Consider the following 16,299-nt stretch of genomic DNA (forward strand, 5'->3'; position numbering starts at 1 on the left):
CTAAGCTTTACAACCACCTTTTTAAACTTCAAAATTTTCATTTCAAAGCCCTTAAAAGTGATATTCTTCCCACCCACCCAAACCACTTTTAAAAAAAATCTTTTTATGATACAATTCTTTTAAAAGTTATAGAATTATACGAAAATTATTTCATATTGTCAAGGAAATTTTATGGAAATAGGAAAAAAAATTCGCATAGCACGAGAAGATAAAGGTTGGACACAAGATTATTTAGCAAAACAACTTAATATTACTACTAGAACCTTACAAAATTATGAATATGGAAAAAGTGATGTAGGTGTTATCTTGCTAACTAGGATTGCTAAAATTTTAAATATAGATAGTAAGTATTTTTTTGAAGAAAAAAGTTCGCAAGTAGTTCGTAAGTCATCAAGTGAAAAAGTTCGCAAGTCGTTCGTTAGTCCTGAAAATTTGTCCGTTAGTCAAATAAAGCTTAAAGATGTCTCCAACTTGTCTCCTAGTGCATGTTCTAAAATGTCTCCTAATGTCTCCTATTCTGCAAATTTAGGTAAAAATTTGTCTCCTAGTCCCTCCAAGCTTAAAGAAGAAAGCTTAAACAATGATATGATAAGCATTCCTTTTTTTGAAAATGTAAGAGCAAGTGCTGGAAGTGGTGATTATAATGACGAAGAAAGCACTCAAGCTTTAGGACTTTCTAAAAGCTTTTTGCGTGAATGCTTTGGCTTATATTCTTTTATAAAACTTTGTGTGATTGTAGGACATGGTGATTCTATGATACCAACGCTTCCTGAAAATTGCTATCTTTTGATACAACAAGGCGAAGTAAAAGAAGGTGAAATTTGTGTAACACGCATAGAAGATGAACTTTTCGTAAAACGCCTTCAAAAACGCCCTAAACTAAAGCTTTTTAGTGATAACAAAGCGTATGAGCCTATTGATTTAGATGGAGAAAATTTTGAAATACTAGGACGCGTTGTAGGGTATTTTAAAAAAACTACTTTGTAGCTTTTAAAGATGTTTAAAAAGCTTTGTAAAGCCGATGTAAAAAGAATGTAAAAACTTTGTAAAAAAGTGTAAAGTAAAATGTAAAAAAATGTCAAAACTTAAAGCCCACTTTGATTTCTAAAAAAATCCCAACAAAGCACTATAAAATAAAGCTTTAAATAAATTTTATTTCACTTTGATTTTTTACATAATTTTATAGCCACTTTTAGAGGCTTTAAATTTAAAGCCCTTTTTGCATGTTTTTCAAAAAGATGGACGCCCTAAGATAGAACTTGTTAGTGTTGGTGGGGAAAGTGGGGCTAGGGCTAGGATTTGTAGATTTTCTTGGGTGCTTGATCTGCAAAGGCAGTGTATAGAAGCTGGGGTAAAATTTCATTTTCATCAAACAGGTGCTGTTTTTGAAAAAGATGGTAAGATCTTTCATATCAAAAAGCCCTTTCAAAGAGAGCAGGCAAAAAAAGCTGGACTTGATATTTTGTAATTTTAAATTTATTTTAAAATAAGCTTCATGATAAATTTATACTTAATTTGCTTTAAATTGATTTTATTTTGATAAAATTAAGCCTTTAGAGGAGTAAGAAAATGATAAAAAAGGCTTTATTTTTTAGTTTTTCATGTATTGTAAGTTTTGTGTTGGTAGCTTGCAGTAATGAGGAGGTCATTCAAAATGATTTTTTATTTGATGAGTATCATATAGGCGATAAAATCACGCTTTCAAGTGTCAATGGTGGAGAAAAAACCCTTGTTCGCACGGAAAAGGGTTTTGTGATCGAGGGCGAGGAAAATAAAATTTTAATGATAGATTTTTTTGGCACTTTTTGCGCTCCTTGTAAGGAAGAAGCGAGCCATTTGACAAAGCTTTGGCAAAATAATGCAAAGGATTTTTTCATCATAGGCTTAACACATTTTGAAGATGTGAGTGATGAGGTTGTCAAGCAATTTGCTGATGATTTTGGGGCGTATTATTTTTTAAGCAATGAAGAAGAAAATGCACGCATTATCGCTCAAGCTCTAAAAGATATAGAGTATCCAAACATGGAGCAACTTCCTTTTAAGGTGGTTTTAAAAGATGGAAATTATCAAGAACTGAGTGATTTTTGGAATAAGGGAATGATGGCTCATTTTTACTTAGGTAAAGTGCCAACAAGCTTAATGCAAGAGGATTTAAACAGAATTTTAGGAAGATAAAATGCCAAAGGTAAAAACTCTTGAAAAAACAAAGCTTGACGAACCTAAAATGTTCAAGCTTTTGCTTTTAAATGACGATGTTACGACCATGGAATTTGTTATTGAGGTCTTGATGGATATTTTTCATTTTGATCTTGAAAAGGCAAGTGCTTTAATGCTTGAAATTCACTATCATGGTAGTGGGGTTTGTGGAGTTTTTACTGAAGAAATTGCCCTTTCAAAGCAAAGACAGGTGCAAAATGCTGCAAAAATAGCTAATTTTCCATTAAAAACAAGGATAGAAGAAGAATGAAATACCAAGAAGATTTAAAAAAATACCTTGCAAATGCCAAGCATCTTAGTATGATCAATCGCCATGAGTTTATAACTTGCGAGCATTTGCTTTTTGCTCTTTTAAAACTTAGCCCTGATTTTAAAGCGATTTTTGAAGAATTTGCTGATGGGGAATTTGAACTTTTGGAAACCGAGCTTAAAAACCATATCGCACAAAAAAATCAAATTTTACCCCAAAGTATAGATCCTGTAAATTCAGCTGTTCTTGATGATATTTTAAATTCTTTCGCTCACACAAATGGTGAGGATATAAAGATAGTTGATTTTTTAGAGAGTTTGAGCAAAGACGAGAGGACTTATTCTAAAATTTTACTTGAAAAGCATTCTTTAAATTTGCAAAAACTCAAAAAAGCAAGAACAGATGAGGATTTGGAGGCTATTACAAGCTTTACTACTGATCTTATAGAACTTGCTAAAAATAACAAAATCGATCCTTTAATCGGTCGTTCATTTGAACTTGAAAGAATGATACAAATTTTAAGCCGTAGAAAGAAAAATAATCCTATCTTAGTCGGCGAGGCAGGGGTTGGAAAAACGGCTATTGTTGATGGTTTAGCTCTTGCTATTTATGAAAAAAAAGTGCCAAAAAGCTTAGAGGATGCAAAAATTTATTCACTTGATATGGCTTCTTTGCTTTCAGGCACAAAATATAGAGGCGAGTTTGAAAAAAAGGTAAAAGATATAGTCGATCAGCTCAGTAAAATGCCAAATGCCATTTTGTTTATTGATGAAATTCATACCATAGTGGGAGCTGGAGCTGCTGGAGAAAGTCATGCTGATATGAGCAATCTCTTAAAACCCGCCCTAAGTAGCGGTTTGCTCAAGTGTATAGGGGCTACGACCTTTTTAGAATACAAAAATAGCTTCGATAAAAATAAGGCTTTAAGTAGGCGTTTTGCAAAGATTGATGTTGATGAGCCAAGTAAGGAAGAATGCTTGCAAATTTTAAAGGGTTTGAAGCCAAAATATGAGGAATTTCATCATATTAAATTTCAAGATGAAGTTCTTGAGGCAAGCGTTGAATTTGCAAAGAAATTCTTTCAAGATAAGTTTTTGCCTGATTCTGCTATTGATTTGATTGATGAACTTGGGGCTTCTTTTGCCTTGAGCAATCATCATAAAAAAACAGCAAATTTAAAAGATCTAGAACAAACCCTAGCAAGAATGACGCATTCACATAGGGTTTTTGAGCTTGATCAGGGCAAGCTTTTAAAAGAGCTTGAGATGAAGCTTAAAAAAAGGATTTTTGGACAAGATGAGGTTATAAAGGATCTTTGTTCTACCTTAAAACAAAGTTTTGCCGGACTTAAAAATGTTCATTCTCCAAGGGGTGTTTTCCTTTTTACAGGCTCAAGTGGGGTTGGAAAAACAGAGCTTTGCAAGGCTTTGGCTGAAAATTTGTATTTAAATTTAGAACGCTTTGATATGAGTGAATATGCTGAAAAGCATGCCATAAGCAAGCTTATTGGTGCTCCTGCTGGCTATGTTGGTTATGAGGAGGGCGGACTTTTAAGCAATGCTGTGCGTAAAAATCCTTTCAGCGTCATACTTTTTGATGAGATAGAAAAAGCTCACCCTGATCTTAGCAATACTTTTTTGCAAATTTTTGATAATGCGAGCTTAACTGATAATAGCGGTCTTAAGGCTGATTTTAAAAATACCATTATCGTAATGACCTCAAATTTGGGCTTAAAAGAGGTCAATGAAATGGGTTTTTTGGGCAAGAGCGAAAGTAAAACCGATAAGGCTATAAAGGATTTTTTTGCTCCTGAGTTCATCAACCGCATCGATAAAATTTTACATTTTAACGATCTTGATGATGCAATTTTAAGTAAAATCGTGCAGAAAGAACTTGATGAAATCGCTAAAAATTTGAAAAATATTAGCATTCAAGCCGATGAAAAAGCAAAAATTTACTTAGCCAAAAAGGCTTATAAGAAAGAATTTGGAGTAAGACTTTTAAAAAGGGTTATTGCCGATGAAATAGGTGCTAAGCTTAGTGATGAAATTTTATTTGGTAAGCTCAAAAAGGGTGGCTTAGTAAGGCTAAAACTAGGCAAAAATGATGTTATCGAGTTTTTATTCTAAGCTTGAAGATGCTCCAAAAAATAGCCCTGTTTTTTTGACAAGCAAACTTGATGATGAAGAGTTTTTGCTCAAAGCTTATCGTTTTGGACTTTTTCCTTGGACAAATAATCCTGTTTCTTGGTGGTGTCCTGATCCTAGAATGGTACTTTTTCCAAATGAAATTTACAAACAAAAGAGCATAAGGCGTTTTTTTAAGCATTATAGAGTGGCTCTTGATAAAAACTTTCACGAGTTAATCAGACTTTGTGCGAATACAAGGGAAAAAAGTTGGCTTGATGAGGATTTTATTTGCATTTTTACCAAGCTTTTTGATAGAGGTTTTGCTCATAGCCTTGAAATTTATGAAAATGAAAGTTTGGTAGGCGGAATTTATGGACTTATCATCGGCAAAGTTTTCTTTGGAGAAAGTATGGTAAGCTTGAAAAAAAATGTCTCAAAGATAGCTATGATCAAACTTTGCGAGCTTTTAGGCGAGTTTGATTTTATTATTGATTGTCAAGTATATAATCCTCACTTAGAATTCATGGGAGCAAAGCCTTTATCAAGAAAAAGTTTTCTGGAGCTTTTGGAGCAAAAAGTAAGTCAGGATAGCGGTTTTAAGGAATTTAAGGATTTAGAGTCTTCGTTTTTATCTTGACTTTTAAAAAATTTTTTTGTATAATTTTTGCTTTACTTTTGACACTCGGGGTGTAGCGCAGTCTGGTTAGCGCACCTGGTTTGGGACCAGGGGGCCGAAAGTTCGAATCTTTTCACCCCGACCATTTACAAACACAAAATGGTGAGTGTAGCTCAGTCGGTTAGAGCATCAGATTGTGGTCCTGAGGGTCGTGGGTTCGATTCCCATCACTCACCCCACTAGCGTTCGTAGCTCAACTGGATAGAGCGGCAGACTTCGGATCTGTAGGTTGTGGGTTCAAGTCCTACCGAGCGCACCATTTATCAAGCGCTCATAGCTCAGCTGGATAGAGCAACGGCCTTCTAAGCCGTAGGTCAGAGGTTCGAATCCTCTTGAGCGTACCACTTTTGCGGATGTGGTGAAATTGGCAGACACGCCAGACTTAGGATCTGGTGCAGCAATGCGTGAAGGTTCAAGTCCTTTCATCCGCACCACTCAAAACGCTTCAAAAGCTAAATTACTCCCCTAGGCTTTAGCAAAGGATCTTAAGTGCAAAATTTAAGTCTTTAGAGCTTGAAAATTCAACCTTTAAATTCTCAATTATTTAAGAGGTTTAAAGATCTTTAAGTTTTTAAAAGAAATTTAAAGATTTGTATTAAAAGAGTCCTTATTTATTTAGCTTGGCTATTTTGAAATTTTAGATTTAATAGTATTTTTTTGATAATTCATTTTAATACAAAGCTCTTAAAATTTAAAATTTATTTTTTTGAGCTATAATTTTATCTAAAATAGTGATATAAGCGAACTAAAGATGAATTTTATTAAAGAACTTTTGTTACAAAATAAATTTAAGGTTATATTTTTTTTATGTGCAAGTATCGCAACTAGCTTGCTTGGTGTAGGTGTTTTAGCCTTTATCAACAACTACTTACTTAAGATGAGTGAACAAAGTTTTATGCTTGTTCTTGCTTTTAGTCTTATGCTTGTTGTTTTCTTTGCAAGTTCTGTTTTAGTAGAGCTTGCTTTGAGTGTTTTTGGGCAAAATTTTATCTTTAAAATGCAAAGACGCGTTGTAAAACAAATTTTAGATACAGCTGTTTTAAAGATTGATCAAATCGGCAAAGCAAAGCTTTTAGCCTCCTTAACTGCTGATGTTCGCACGGTTTCTTTTGGACTACTTCGTTTTCCTGATTTTATACAATCAAATATCTTGATCATTTGCACAAGCATTTATCTTTGTTATCTTTCGCCTAGGGTGTTTTTGCTTTGTTTTTGTGTGATTGCCTTTATCTTTGCTATCAATCATATCTTCATGAAAAAAACTTATCAGTATTTTAAAAGATCAAGAGATAATGATGATGCCTTGCAAAATGATTACCAAAATATCATAGATGGCAGAAAAGAACTTACCTTAAACGCATTTAGGGCGAAATTTTACTATGAAAATGACTTTGAAGTGAATGCAAGAGCAAAAAAACACAACAACACCATGAGTAATGTCATGCAAAGCTTATCGAGTAATTGGACTAATGTTTCTTTACTCGCTCTTGTGGGGCTTGAGTTTTATTTTTCACTTTTTTATAAGTGGGCGAGTTTTGAGGATGCAACCACGATAGCCTTGGCGATATTTTTTTTAAGAACGCCTTTGTTTTCGATGATTTCTACCTTTCCTACCTTGCTCATGGCAAAGGTGGCTTTAGATAAGATAGAAAATTTAGATCTTACCCCATATCAAAGTGATTTTGAACTTGATGTGTTTAGGGGTTCTTGGAAGAGTATTCATTTTAAAGATGTAGCTTTTTCTTATAATGATAAATTTTCTCTTAAGCCCACAACACTTGATATAAACAAAGGAGAACTTATCTTTTTAATCGGCAAAAATGGAAGTGGAAAATCCACCTTTTCCATGCTTTTATCAGGTCTTGTCCAACCTCAAGAAGGGGCTATATATCTTGATGATATTTTGATTACTAAAGAAAATTTAAGTCTTTATAGATCTTTGATAACGGCTATTTTTAGTGATTTTCATCTTTTTAGTCAAACCTTAAAAGATGAGGATTTTGCACATGAGGATCAGGTGAAGTATTGGCTTGAAATTTTAGAGCTTGAAAACAAAACAACGATAGAAAATAACGCTTTGCAGATCACAAAGCTATCCACAGGGCAAAAAAAGCGTTTAGCTATGCTTATAGCCTTGCTTGAGGAAAGAGATATGCTTATACTTGATGAGTGGGCTGCTGATCAAGATCCTGTGTTTAGAAAGTTTTTTTATCTCAAGCTTTTGCCTCTTTTAAAACAAAAGGGAAAAACGATCTTTGCTATCAGTCATGATGATGCGTATTTTGATATGGCAGATAGGATATTTTTAGCACAAAATGGACTTATTAGAGAGCTTAAGGGAGAAAATATCAAAGAGATCGCTAAAAATGTCGTGGAGCATTTTTGATTTTAAATTTAGGATAAAAAATGTTTAATGGTTTGATAAGAGAAATCGCTTTGGTTCAGTCTTTTAAAGGGCATATCCTAAGCCTTAAGGCAAAACACAGACCAAATTTAGGCGATAGTATAGCAGTAAATGGTGCGTGTTTGAGTGTGATAGAGCTTTTTCATGAGGGTTTTAGTGTGGAGCTTTCTAAGGAAAGTAGGGATAAAATCGCTCTTGAAAATTTAAAAGATAGGGTGCATATAGAGCCTGCTTTAAGATATAAAGATAGGATAGACGGGCATTTGATGCAAGGACATATAGACGGACTTGGACTTCTTGAACAAATAGTTAAAAATGAAAATGGGGTGGATTTTTATATCAAAGTTCCTAAAGCGATGATGAAGCTTATGGCAGATAAGGGAAGTATAGGCATTGATGGGGTTTCTCTTACGATAAATGAAGTTTTTGATGAAAGTATAAGGCTTACTATCATTCCTATTAGTTTTAGAGATACCTTATTTTCAAGCTATAAAGTAGGGCGTAGGATAAATTTAGAAAGCGATTTACTTGCCCGTTATATAGCAAAGCAACTTGAGTTTAAGGCTCAAAAGAAAGGATTGTCATGGCAGGAAGTAGAGCATATCAGTTATCTTTACTAGATGATGAAAGGCTAAGTGCTTTTTGTGTTTATGGGCAGGACTTTATGTCTTATCGTGGAAAGATTGTTGAGGGAAATTTATTTGATGATTTTATGAGCGGTATTCAAAAATGTATTTTTATGGATCAAATTCATTCAAATATCGTAGAATTTATAGATGATTTTGAAATCAATCAGGATTTAAAGCTTAGTTGCGACGGACTTGTAAGCACGCAAAAGGGCGTGGCACTTTGTGTTTTGAGTGCTGATTGTTTGCCTGTGCTTTTGTGGCATAAAAAAGGCATTATCGCAGCTTTGCACTCAGGAAGAAAGGGTTGTTTTGAAAATATACTCAAAGTTGCTGTCTTAGGTATAAAAAAGCGTTTTAAAGATATAAAAAATGAGGATTTTAAGCTTTTTATAGCACCAAGTATTTGCGTAAAAAACTATGAAATTTCAGGTGAGGTTTTAGACCATGCTAAAAAGCATTTTAATGCCTTTTTAAAAGATAATCACTTAGATCTTAAGGCTTTGCTTAAGGCTCAGGCAAATGAGCTTGGTATCACGGATATCAAGGATAGTGGAATTTGTTCTTTTGATGATGAGAGATTTTTTTCTTATAGAAAAAATGCTACTATGCAAAGATTTGTAAGTGTGATTGTTTTAAAGTGAGAATTTATGTATCAGCAAATTAAGGATATTCGTGTTTTAAAAATTTTGCAAAAGGCGAGGGAATTTGCAGATACTGATTTGTTGAATGAAAATTTGATTTCTCAGCTTATAAGTAAGGATCTTGAGCCTTTAGATGAGAACTTAAAAGCACAAATTGCTGATTTTTTAAACCAGCTTATCAATGCAAGACAAAAGGCTTCTTTGAGCAATAAATAATCACCACTCAAGCACAAATTCACTTCCAACATTAAGTGTTGAGGTGCAAGAAATTTTGATATGATATTCTTTGCAAATGGTTTGCACTAAAGAAAGTCCTATGCCAAAGCCTCCTTGATCGTTGTTAAAGCGAGCATAACGATCAAAGATATGTTTTAGGTTTTTTTCTTCTATACCAAAGCCACTATCCTTGATCTTAAGGCAGTTATCTTTAAGGCTTATGAAGATATTTCCGCCTTTTTTATTGTATTTGATAGCATTTGAAATGAGATTATCAAGCATTTTTTTGATTTTAGCTACATTTGCAAACAAAGAACTTGTTTCATCAAGCTCATAATCAAGTGAAATTTTCTTCTGCTCAAAAAAGAGTTTAAAATACTCTAGTCTTTCAGTGATTAAAGCTTTCATGTTGATATTTGCCTCTTCATTTTCAACCTTTTCAGGAAAGGTATAAAAAATGAGATCAGAATATACTTGAGACAAGGTTTTAGCCGCGATTTTCATTCTTTTAAATTTCACTTCATCTATATCTTTATTTTGTTGTTCTATCCTTTCTATACTCAGTAAAATCACGCTTAAAGGTGTGTTTATCTCATGAGTAAAGTCTTTAATGAAGCTATTTAGAGTTTTGATCTTATCTTCTAGGGGTTTAAGGGCGATTTTAACTAAAAAATACGAAATCAAAGCAATGCCCAAAAAAGCAAGCAAGGCACAAGATAAAACCTTAAATCTTATCGCTAAAAGCTCTTTAGAAATATCTTTTCCCTCTATGATCGTTCTTAGCGTATTTTCTTGCAATTCATCTTCTTGCATATCGATTTTTCCATTATCATTTTGAAGATAAAAATTTGATGAGTTCATTGGGGCAGAAAATAAAATTTTATTTTGATAAATTTTTAAATGTTTTTGAAAATTTATAGTTTGAATTTCGCCCTTTATGCTCAAATCACTACAAAAAATTTTTTTATCATCAAGTATGGCAAATTTAAGTTCTGAGACATTGGCTATACCTTTGCAGGTCTGTTCTAGGGGGATAAATTTAGAATTAATCACACTTAAAACTATGGTTCTGTGTTTATCTCTTAATTCGGCTGAATTATTTGTGATAAGCTCTTTATAAAGTTTTTCATACCATAAGGCAAAAAATATCGCTAAAAAAATACCCGTAGTAGTAAGATAAATCAATAAAATTTGCTTGATAACCTTTTTAGCTACATTCATAGCAGTATCCTCTGCCTCTTTGGTTGATGATTTTTTCTTTGCCTATGATTTTTCTTAAATTTTTTACATAGGCTCTAAGGCTTAACTCGCTAGGTTCTTCATCATAATCATAAATTTCTTCAAGGATTTTTTCTGTGCTTAAAAAATTATTTTTATGTTTTAAAAGCAGATTTAAAAGCTTGATTTCCTTACTTGGAAGATTGATAGGTTTATCATCTTTATAGAGCATTTGAGAATTTAAGACAAATTTTAAGCCATCTCCTAAGTCTTCATAGTCTTCATTTTTGTGTGAAAAAGAGCGTTTGAGTAAGGATTCTATACGCATTTTAAGTTCTATAAGCTCAAAAGGCTTTTTGATATAATCATCACAACCTGATTCAAAGCCTTCTTTAAGATCATCAGCCGTGTTTAAAGAAGTAAGAAATATAGCCGGTGTTGTTTTTCCTGTTTGTCTTAGTTCTTTAAGCAGAGAAAATCCATCTCCTAAAGGCACTTTTACATCTAAGATCCAAATATCAAAATGCTTTTCATAAGCCATATCTAAAGCTTCTTGTGCATCGCCTACTAAACTTACCTCAAAGCCTTCATCGCTTAGGTATTCTTCGACGATTTCGCTTAAATTGAGATCATCTTCAAGTAAGAGAATTTTTGCTGCCATGATGTGTTCCGTGATTTTGTTTTGATTGTTAATTTTATCTAAAAAATATTTATTTTTGTTAAATTTTGGTTTATAATTTATTTTTTGTGATATAATGCGTGATAGATGAGTAAATTTACTAAGAAGAGGGATTAAAGTGCTTCCTAAATGGGATAATAACTATAGCGTATATAATGCAAGGGTTGATGAACAGCATAAGAGATTATTTGAGCTAGCTGCTGAGGTTGAAAAAATTTGGGATAGACCTGTGAGCAAGGGCGAGGTTAAGGACTTACTTGCAGAGTTTTTTAACTATATGAAAGAGCATTTTCATGATGAAGAGCAATATATGAAAATGATAGGTTATCCAGAGCTTGAAGATCACAAAAGAATTCATAAAGAGATCATTCAAACTATGATTGATCTGATTAAGGATATAAAAACCACAAATGATTTAAAAGAAAAACTTTACGCCATAGCTAAAAAATGGCTTTTAGAGCATATTTTATTTGAAGATATGAAAGTGTCGCAGTGGAGAAGAGAGTCTTTATCTACAGGAGATGGTAAAGAAGTTCATTTTGAAGAAGAGGAGAGTGCCCATGAGAGCCATTCTGAGATTTATCTTTATTCTTGTAAGTGTGAGGGAAAGGTTCATGATGTGCCTTTGGCTATCCATAAAAAAATTCAAAAGGGTGCTACTTTTAATTGCAAAACCTGCCAAAGTCCAATTAAATTTTCAAAAGTCGTATAAAGGAGCTTGATAATGAAAACGATGAAGACAGTTGCCTGTTATTTTAGACTTGATTCGAAGCTTAAAAAGCGTTTAGATGAGCTGAGTATAAATACGAAAAAATCAAAATCCAGCATTCTTGTTGAAGCCTTAGAGCTTTATCTAGCGGAGCATGAAAATGAGGATTTTTCCTTTGCTATTGAAGCCTTAGAAGAGCTTAAAAGTGGGGATTTAAAATCCGCAAGCAAAAAAATCGATAAGGTTGTTAAAAAACTTAAGAGATAGTTTTTGAAATTTGGGCTTATTTTTTTCCTTGCTATTTGTGCTTTTGCTCAGGATATACTTCTTTTAAGTGAATACGATCCTAAATTTTTCAAGGATAAAAATCTCAGTGCCTTTGTGATGAGTGAAAAGCTTGATGGCGTGAGGGGAATTTGGGACGGCAAGGAACTTAGGACAAGAAAGGGTTATAAGATCAACACTCCTGATTTTTTTATCAAGGATTTTCCGCCCTTTGCACTTGATGGAGAGCTTTTTATCTCAAGAACTTCTTTTAACGAGCTTTCAGCACTTATTAACAAAAATGATATCAACAATGAGCTTTGGCAAGAAGTTACTTATAATGTCTTTGATGTTCCAAGCTCTACTCATGAGAGTTTAAATTTAAGACTAAAAGAACTTGAGCTTCATCTGCAAACACACAAAAATAGATATATTAAAATCATTCCTCAACTTCAAATCAAAGATGAAAATCACCTACAAGAGTATTTTCAAAGTGTGATAAAACAAGGTGGAGAAGGACTTGTTATAAGACTTGAAAAGCAAAACTATGAAAGAAAAAGAAGTCAAAATGCTTTCAAGATGAAAGAAAAACAGGATAAAGAATGCATGATCATTGCTTTTATGCAAGGTAAAGGCAAGTATGAAAAGGCTGTTGGTTCTGTGCTTTGCGAGGATTTGCAAAGTAAGGTTCGTTTTAAGATAGGTAGCGGTTTTAAAGATGAGTTTCGTTTCAATCCTCCACCACTTGGCACGATCATCACTTATAAATTTAGCGGATATACAAAAAAGGGCTTGCCTAAATTTCCTGTATTTTTAAGAATAAGAGAGGAAAAATAGAGCCTTAAGCTTGTTTTTTAAAAATTTTTGCGATATTTTTCATGCTTATGAAGATAAAAAATCCAAAACAAGCCACTAAGATAATGCAAGCACCACTGCTAAGATTAAAAATAGAGCTAATAAAAAGCCCCAAAAAACAAAATAAACCACTTAAAACGCAAGAATATATCATCATTTCGCCAAGTTTTTTGCTAAAGGCTTCTGCTATAAAACAAGGTATGCTCAACAAAGCTATAACTAAGATAAGTCCAACAACGCGTATGCTAATGACTATACAAAAACAAATCATAGCAATAAGTAAATAATGCACTAAACGCGTCCTAACTCCTCTAACCTTAGCAAATTCAGCATCAAAACTCAAAGCTTCAAACTGAGTATAAAAACAAAATACAAGAGCGATAAAAGCAAGATCAATGCCTATCATCAAGTATAAATCTTCACTTGAAACAGCTAAAATGCTTCCAAATAAATACGCCATCAAATCACCTTGATATCCAGGGCTTAGATCAATGAGTATAAGTCCAAAAGCCATTCCAAAAGCCCAAATAACAGCGATAACACTATCACTTCGGTGAGGAAATTTCTCGCTTAAAAAAGCAATAAAAAAGGCTAAAATCAAAGTAAAAATACTTGTGCTTAATAAGATAGGCAGGGCAAAATAAACCGCTATGCCAATACCACCAAAAGCAGCATGCGTTATGCCTCCAGCTAGAGAAAAAAGGCGGTTGATCATGATAAGAGAGCCTATGATTCCACAAGCAAGGCTTACAAGCAAGGCTGCAAGCAAGGCGTGTTGAAAAAAGGAAAAGGATAAAAGTTCAAACATACGCACACTCAGTATTTAGCTTCATCTTGGATGCAAAAGCAAGTTTTTAGACTCATTTCAACCCCACAAAAATGTTGATGATTTTCATATAAATGCTTGATAAATTTAGTATTTTGAGCGGTATTATCATGCAAGAATAATTCTTTATTAAGATAGGCTATTTTATTTGCATAAGCAAGAACAATGTTTATATCATGACAAATAGTGATTATACCGATACTTTCTTCATGAAGGGTATTTAAAAGTTCAAAAATTTGAACGCTGGTTTTTGCATCAACGCTTGCAGTAGGTTCATCAAGAATGAGAAGCTTGCATTTGCTCATCAATGCTCTTGCTATAAAAACTCTTTGTCTTTGTCCTCCGCTTAAATCATTAAGTTTTTTATCCCAAAGATCTTTAATGCCTACCTTATCAAGGGTTTCTAAGGCTTTGATCTTGTCTTTTTTATCATAAAAATGAAAAAATTTTTGATTTACAAGCCCCATTAATACAAGCTCTAAAACTCGTATAGGAAAATTTTCATTAGCCTGCGTGGTTTGAGGAACATAAGAAATCAATTGTGTATCGATATATTTTTTTATATCATTTTTTGAGCTAATCAGTCCTAAAATAAGCTTTATAAGCGTTGTTTTTCCGCCTCCATTTGGACCCATGATAGCTAAAAAGTCTTGATCATCATAGCTTAAATTTATATTTTCAAGCACAGGCTCTTTATCATAAGCAAAACTTAAATTTTTAAGCTCAAAAAGCTTCATTTTTCACCTCTTGAAAGAGTGTTGATAAAAAATTTGATAAACTCTCGTAAAAAAGGATAAATTGTATCAAAGTATTTTTAACTTAGTATTATTTTTGCGTAAATTTTGTAAATTTAATTTTATTTATGATATAATCTTTGCTTATTAAATTTCATCGAGGGGTTTTATTATGAGATTAAAACTAGGAGCAAAAACAAGTTTAGCTGTTTTTGGTATGGTTGCCATTTGTATGATCACTATGGGCGTTATTATCATCAATAGCTCGACTAAAATTCAAGAATCAGAAAGCTCAAAGCTTGTGAGTAATGTTTCTAAAAGGGCTGCAAATTTAATTCAAGGAAAATTTGATGAGCTTGATGCAGCTTTACAGCTTGGTGTTTTATCTATCCAAGATTTACATGATAAGGGCAATGATACCCAAAGGGATATGCAAGATCAAATTGGAAATATCATTGATATAGTAAAATGGGCAAGACATATTTATGTGTATTTAAATGATCCTGCATTTACCGGAGCTAACATAGTTGATCCAAAATATAGACTACCAAATGGAGATTTTTTGGCTTTAGTAGAAGATCAGGATATGGCTGGAACAGGTGGAGTTAAGCTTTTACAAGCTGATCCCAAGGTGGCTGATTTTCAGGGTTTAAAAAATGCTCTTCAAACAGGAAAGCCATCTATTGGTGCTCCAAGACCAATTAGTGTTTCTGGAGAAGATGCAGCTATGGCTACAACTTTAAACTATCCACTTACTGATGCAAGAGGATCGGTTGTCGGTGTTATAGGTTTTATAGTGGATTTGGAGTTGATAGCACAAGATTTGCTTTCTGATAGATTATCAGTTTTTGAAAGTGATTATAGAGTGCTTACTGATCATACAGGCTTGATTGCTGTGCATCCAAGAGAAGATGTTTTAGGAAAAGGTTTTAAAGATATCAATACAGACCCTACTGTTGCAACCTTAGACAATGCTTTGAAGGCTGGCGAAGATGGGGTGTATTCGTATAGAAATATACAAGGGGATCTAAGCTATGCTTCAGTATCAAATTTTGAGATTGGAACTATGGGAAGATGGGCTGTTATGGTTATAGCCCCTGAAAAGTCTATTTTTGAACCTGTTTTTGCCTTGAGAAATACCTTTATCATTAGTATCAGTCTTTCACTGATCGTGATTGCTATCGTTGTTTTTGTGTATATTAATACTAATGTCATCAAAAGGATTGATAATATCTCACATTTACTTTTCTCTTTCTTTAGGTATCTTAATTACGAAACAAAAGAAGCTCCAAAACCAATCAAGATAAAATCCTATGATGAGCTGGGAAATATGGCTGTGGCTATCAATGATAACATTCAAAAAACCCAACTTGGCTTAGCTCAAGATACAGTAGCAGTAAAACAATCAGTTGAAACAGCTCAAAAAGTTGAAGGCGGAGATCTTACAGCAAGGATTGTTGAAAACCCTAAAAATCCTCAGCTTGTTGAACTTAAAAATGTGCTTAATAGTCTTTTAAATACCTTACAAAAAAAGGTGGGTTCAAATACAAATGTTATTCATGATATTTTTGAAGAGTATAAAAGTCTAGATTTTAGAAGAGAGATTGAAAATGCAACAGGTGCTGTTGAAGTAACAACAAACACTCTTGGTAGAGAAATCATCAAAATGCTTAAACAAAGTTCAGACTTTGCAAATGCCCTTTCTGATGAATCAGGAAAACTTCAAGAAGCTGTAAATGCTCTAACTCAAAGTTCAAATTCACAAGCTGCTTCACTTGAAGAAACTGCGGCAGCACTTGAGGAAATTACTTCAAGTATGCAAAATGTTTCTCAAAAAACAAGTGATGTTATT

The 16,299-nt window shown here is 33.3% G+C and carries 17 protein-coding genes, 5 tRNA genes and 1 pseudogene; 19 read left to right on the top strand and 4 right to left on the bottom strand.

What is annotated here, in order from left to right; all coding sequences use genetic code 11:
* Positions 1-171 precede the first annotated feature (171 nt).
* The 15 genes and pseudogenes from DMB92_RS08525 to DMB92_RS08595 all read left to right on the top strand — a co-directional run bounded on the left by DMB92_RS08525 (position 172) and on the right by DMB92_RS08595 (position 9,162).
* Positions 172-987: an XRE family transcriptional regulator gene (locus DMB92_RS08525; RefSeq protein WP_142682640.1), complete on the top strand. Its 816-nt coding sequence runs from the start codon at positions 172-174 to the stop codon at positions 985-987.
* Between the two features lie 211 nt (positions 988-1,198).
* Positions 1,199-1,468 (top strand): annotated as a pseudogene (locus DMB92_RS08530) (DUF5131 family protein); the annotation flags it as partial.
* 101 nt (positions 1,469-1,569) lie between these two features.
* The gene (locus DMB92_RS08535) at positions 1,570-2,175 is read left to right on the top strand and encodes a TlpA disulfide reductase family protein (RefSeq protein WP_142682642.1); all 606 of its coding nucleotides are present in this window, start codon (positions 1,570-1,572) and stop codon (positions 2,173-2,175) included.
* Between the two features lies 1 nt (position 2,176).
* Complete coding sequence (locus DMB92_RS08540) at positions 2,177-2,467, top strand: ATP-dependent Clp protease adaptor ClpS (RefSeq protein ID WP_142682643.1); 291 nt, start codon at positions 2,177-2,179, stop codon at positions 2,465-2,467.
* A complete protein-coding gene (locus DMB92_RS08545; protein WP_142682644.1) occupies positions 2,464-4,596 on the top strand; it encodes an AAA family ATPase in 2,133 nt (710 codons plus the stop codon). Before DMB92_RS08540 ends, DMB92_RS08545 begins: the two co-directional genes overlap by 4 nt.
* Positions 4,571-5,233: a leucyl/phenylalanyl-tRNA--protein transferase gene (gene aat / locus DMB92_RS08550; RefSeq protein WP_142682645.1), complete on the top strand. Its 663-nt coding sequence runs from the start codon at positions 4,571-4,573 to the stop codon at positions 5,231-5,233. The genes DMB92_RS08545 and aat overlap by 26 nt, the downstream gene beginning before the upstream one ends.
* A 46-nt stretch (positions 5,234-5,279) precedes the next feature.
* A tRNA-Pro gene (locus tag DMB92_RS08555) sits at positions 5,280-5,357 on the top strand.
* A 17-nt stretch (positions 5,358-5,374) separates the two neighbouring features.
* Positions 5,375-5,451: transfer RNA gene (locus DMB92_RS08560), tRNA-His, on the top strand.
* 3 nt (positions 5,452-5,454) lie between these two features.
* Positions 5,455-5,531: transfer RNA gene (locus DMB92_RS08565), tRNA-Arg, on the top strand.
* An 8-nt stretch (positions 5,532-5,539) separates the two neighbouring features.
* A tRNA-Arg gene (locus tag DMB92_RS08570) sits at positions 5,540-5,616 on the top strand.
* Between the two features lie 5 nt (positions 5,617-5,621).
* Positions 5,622-5,706, top strand: a tRNA-Leu gene (locus tag DMB92_RS08575).
* 317 nt (positions 5,707-6,023) lie between these two features.
* Entirely contained in the window at positions 6,024-7,658 is a 1,635-nt protein-coding gene (locus tag DMB92_RS08580; protein WP_142682646.1) for a multidrug ABC transporter permease/ATP-binding protein, read from the top strand.
* 20 nt (positions 7,659-7,678) lie between these two features.
* A complete protein-coding gene (gene ribE / locus DMB92_RS08585; protein WP_142682647.1) occupies positions 7,679-8,296 on the top strand; it encodes a riboflavin synthase in 618 nt (205 codons plus the stop codon).
* Positions 8,260-8,946 (top strand): polyphenol oxidase family protein, encoded by a 687-nt coding sequence (locus DMB92_RS08590; RefSeq protein ID WP_142682648.1) that lies wholly within the window; start codon positions 8,260-8,262, stop codon positions 8,944-8,946. Before ribE ends, DMB92_RS08590 begins: the two co-directional genes overlap by 37 nt.
* A 6-nt stretch (positions 8,947-8,952) precedes the next feature.
* Positions 8,953-9,162: a hypothetical protein gene (locus DMB92_RS08595; RefSeq protein WP_142682649.1), complete on the top strand. Its 210-nt coding sequence runs from the start codon at positions 8,953-8,955 to the stop codon at positions 9,160-9,162.
* Here the strand turns inward: DMB92_RS08595 and DMB92_RS08600 are convergent, their stop codons facing one another.
* Both DMB92_RS08600 and DMB92_RS08605 read right to left on the bottom strand, forming a co-directional pair.
* Positions 9,163-10,383: a sensor histidine kinase gene (locus DMB92_RS08600; protein WP_142682650.1), complete on the bottom strand. Its 1,221-nt coding sequence runs from the start codon at positions 10,381-10,383 to the stop codon at positions 9,163-9,165.
* Positions 10,370-11,041, bottom strand: coding sequence for a response regulator transcription factor (locus DMB92_RS08605; RefSeq protein ID WP_142682651.1), 672 nt, complete (start codon positions 11,039-11,041; stop codon positions 10,370-10,372). Before DMB92_RS08605 ends, DMB92_RS08600 begins: the two co-directional genes overlap by 14 nt.
* 136 nt (positions 11,042-11,177) lie before the next feature.
* Between DMB92_RS08605 and DMB92_RS08610 the strand changes: the two genes are divergently transcribed.
* Genes DMB92_RS08610 through DMB92_RS08620 form a run of 3 tightly spaced genes read left to right on the top strand, consistent with a single transcriptional unit; the run spans position 11,178 to position 12,869 of the window.
* The gene (locus tag DMB92_RS08610; RefSeq protein ID WP_142682652.1) at positions 11,178-11,771 is read left to right on the top strand and encodes a bacteriohemerythrin; all 594 of its coding nucleotides are present in this window, start codon (positions 11,178-11,180) and stop codon (positions 11,769-11,771) included.
* A 9-nt stretch (positions 11,772-11,780) separates the two neighbouring features.
* Entirely contained in the window at positions 11,781-12,035 is a 255-nt protein-coding gene (locus DMB92_RS08615) for a ribbon-helix-helix protein, CopG family (protein ID WP_260604791.1), read from the top strand.
* A gap of 3 nt (positions 12,036-12,038) precedes the next feature.
* The gene (locus tag DMB92_RS08620; protein WP_142682654.1) at positions 12,039-12,869 is read left to right on the top strand and encodes a DNA ligase; all 831 of its coding nucleotides are present in this window, start codon (positions 12,039-12,041) and stop codon (positions 12,867-12,869) included.
* Positions 12,870-12,873: 4 nt separating this feature from the next.
* Here DMB92_RS08620 and DMB92_RS08625 read toward each other — a convergent pair whose 3' ends face one another.
* Together DMB92_RS08625 and DMB92_RS08630 are read right to left on the bottom strand one after the other, a co-directional pair.
* On the bottom strand, positions 12,874-13,695 hold the full coding sequence (locus DMB92_RS08625; RefSeq protein ID WP_142682655.1) for a metal ABC transporter permease: 822 nt from the start codon (positions 13,693-13,695) through the stop codon (positions 12,874-12,876).
* Between the two features lie 8 nt (positions 13,696-13,703).
* Entirely contained in the window at positions 13,704-14,450 is a 747-nt protein-coding gene (locus DMB92_RS08630; protein WP_142682656.1) for a metal ABC transporter ATP-binding protein, read from the bottom strand.
* A gap of 169 nt (positions 14,451-14,619) precedes the next feature.
* On the opposite strand from DMB92_RS08630, the gene DMB92_RS08635 reads away from it, so the two are divergent.
* A partial coding sequence (locus DMB92_RS08635) for a methyl-accepting chemotaxis protein (protein WP_142682657.1) occupies positions 14,620-16,299 on the top strand: 1,680 nt, incomplete at its 3' end.

It is taken from the genome of Campylobacter sp. MIT 99-7217 (genome assembly GCF_006864365.1).
Lineage (GTDB): Bacteria > Campylobacterota > Campylobacteria > Campylobacterales > Campylobacteraceae > Campylobacter_D.

Coding starts and splice junctions, on each gene's coding strand:
- DMB92_RS08545 (WP_142682644.1), top strand. CDS start 2,464: ATGAAATACCAAGAAGATTTAAAAAAATACCTTGCAAATGCCAAGCAT.
- DMB92_RS08535 (WP_142682642.1), top strand. CDS start 1,570: ATGATAAAAAAGGCTTTATTTTTTAGTTTTTCATGTATTGTAAGTTTT.
- DMB92_RS08590 (WP_142682648.1), top strand. CDS start 8,260: ATGGCAGGAAGTAGAGCATATCAGTTATCTTTACTAGATGATGAAAGG.
- DMB92_RS08540 (WP_142682643.1), top strand. CDS start 2,177: ATGCCAAAGGTAAAAACTCTTGAAAAAACAAAGCTTGACGAACCTAAA.
- ribE (WP_142682647.1), top strand. CDS start 7,679: ATGTTTAATGGTTTGATAAGAGAAATCGCTTTGGTTCAGTCTTTTAAA.
- DMB92_RS08605 (WP_142682651.1), bottom strand. CDS start 11,041: ATGGCAGCAAAAATTCTCTTACTTGAAGATGATCTCAATTTAAGCGAA.
- DMB92_RS08595 (WP_142682649.1), top strand. CDS start 8,953: ATGTATCAGCAAATTAAGGATATTCGTGTTTTAAAAATTTTGCAAAAG.
- aat (WP_142682645.1), top strand. CDS start 4,571: ATGATGTTATCGAGTTTTTATTCTAAGCTTGAAGATGCTCCAAAAAAT.
- DMB92_RS08580 (WP_142682646.1), top strand. CDS start 6,024: ATGAATTTTATTAAAGAACTTTTGTTACAAAATAAATTTAAGGTTATA.
- DMB92_RS08630 (WP_142682656.1), bottom strand. CDS start 14,450: ATGAAGCTTTTTGAGCTTAAAAATTTAAGTTTTGCTTATGATAAAGAG.
- DMB92_RS08600 (WP_142682650.1), bottom strand. CDS start 10,383: ATGAATGTAGCTAAAAAGGTTATCAAGCAAATTTTATTGATTTATCTT.
- DMB92_RS08625 (WP_142682655.1), bottom strand. CDS start 13,695: ATGTTTGAACTTTTATCCTTTTCCTTTTTTCAACACGCCTTGCTTGCA.
- DMB92_RS08525 (WP_142682640.1), top strand. CDS start 172: ATGGAAATAGGAAAAAAAATTCGCATAGCACGAGAAGATAAAGGTTGG.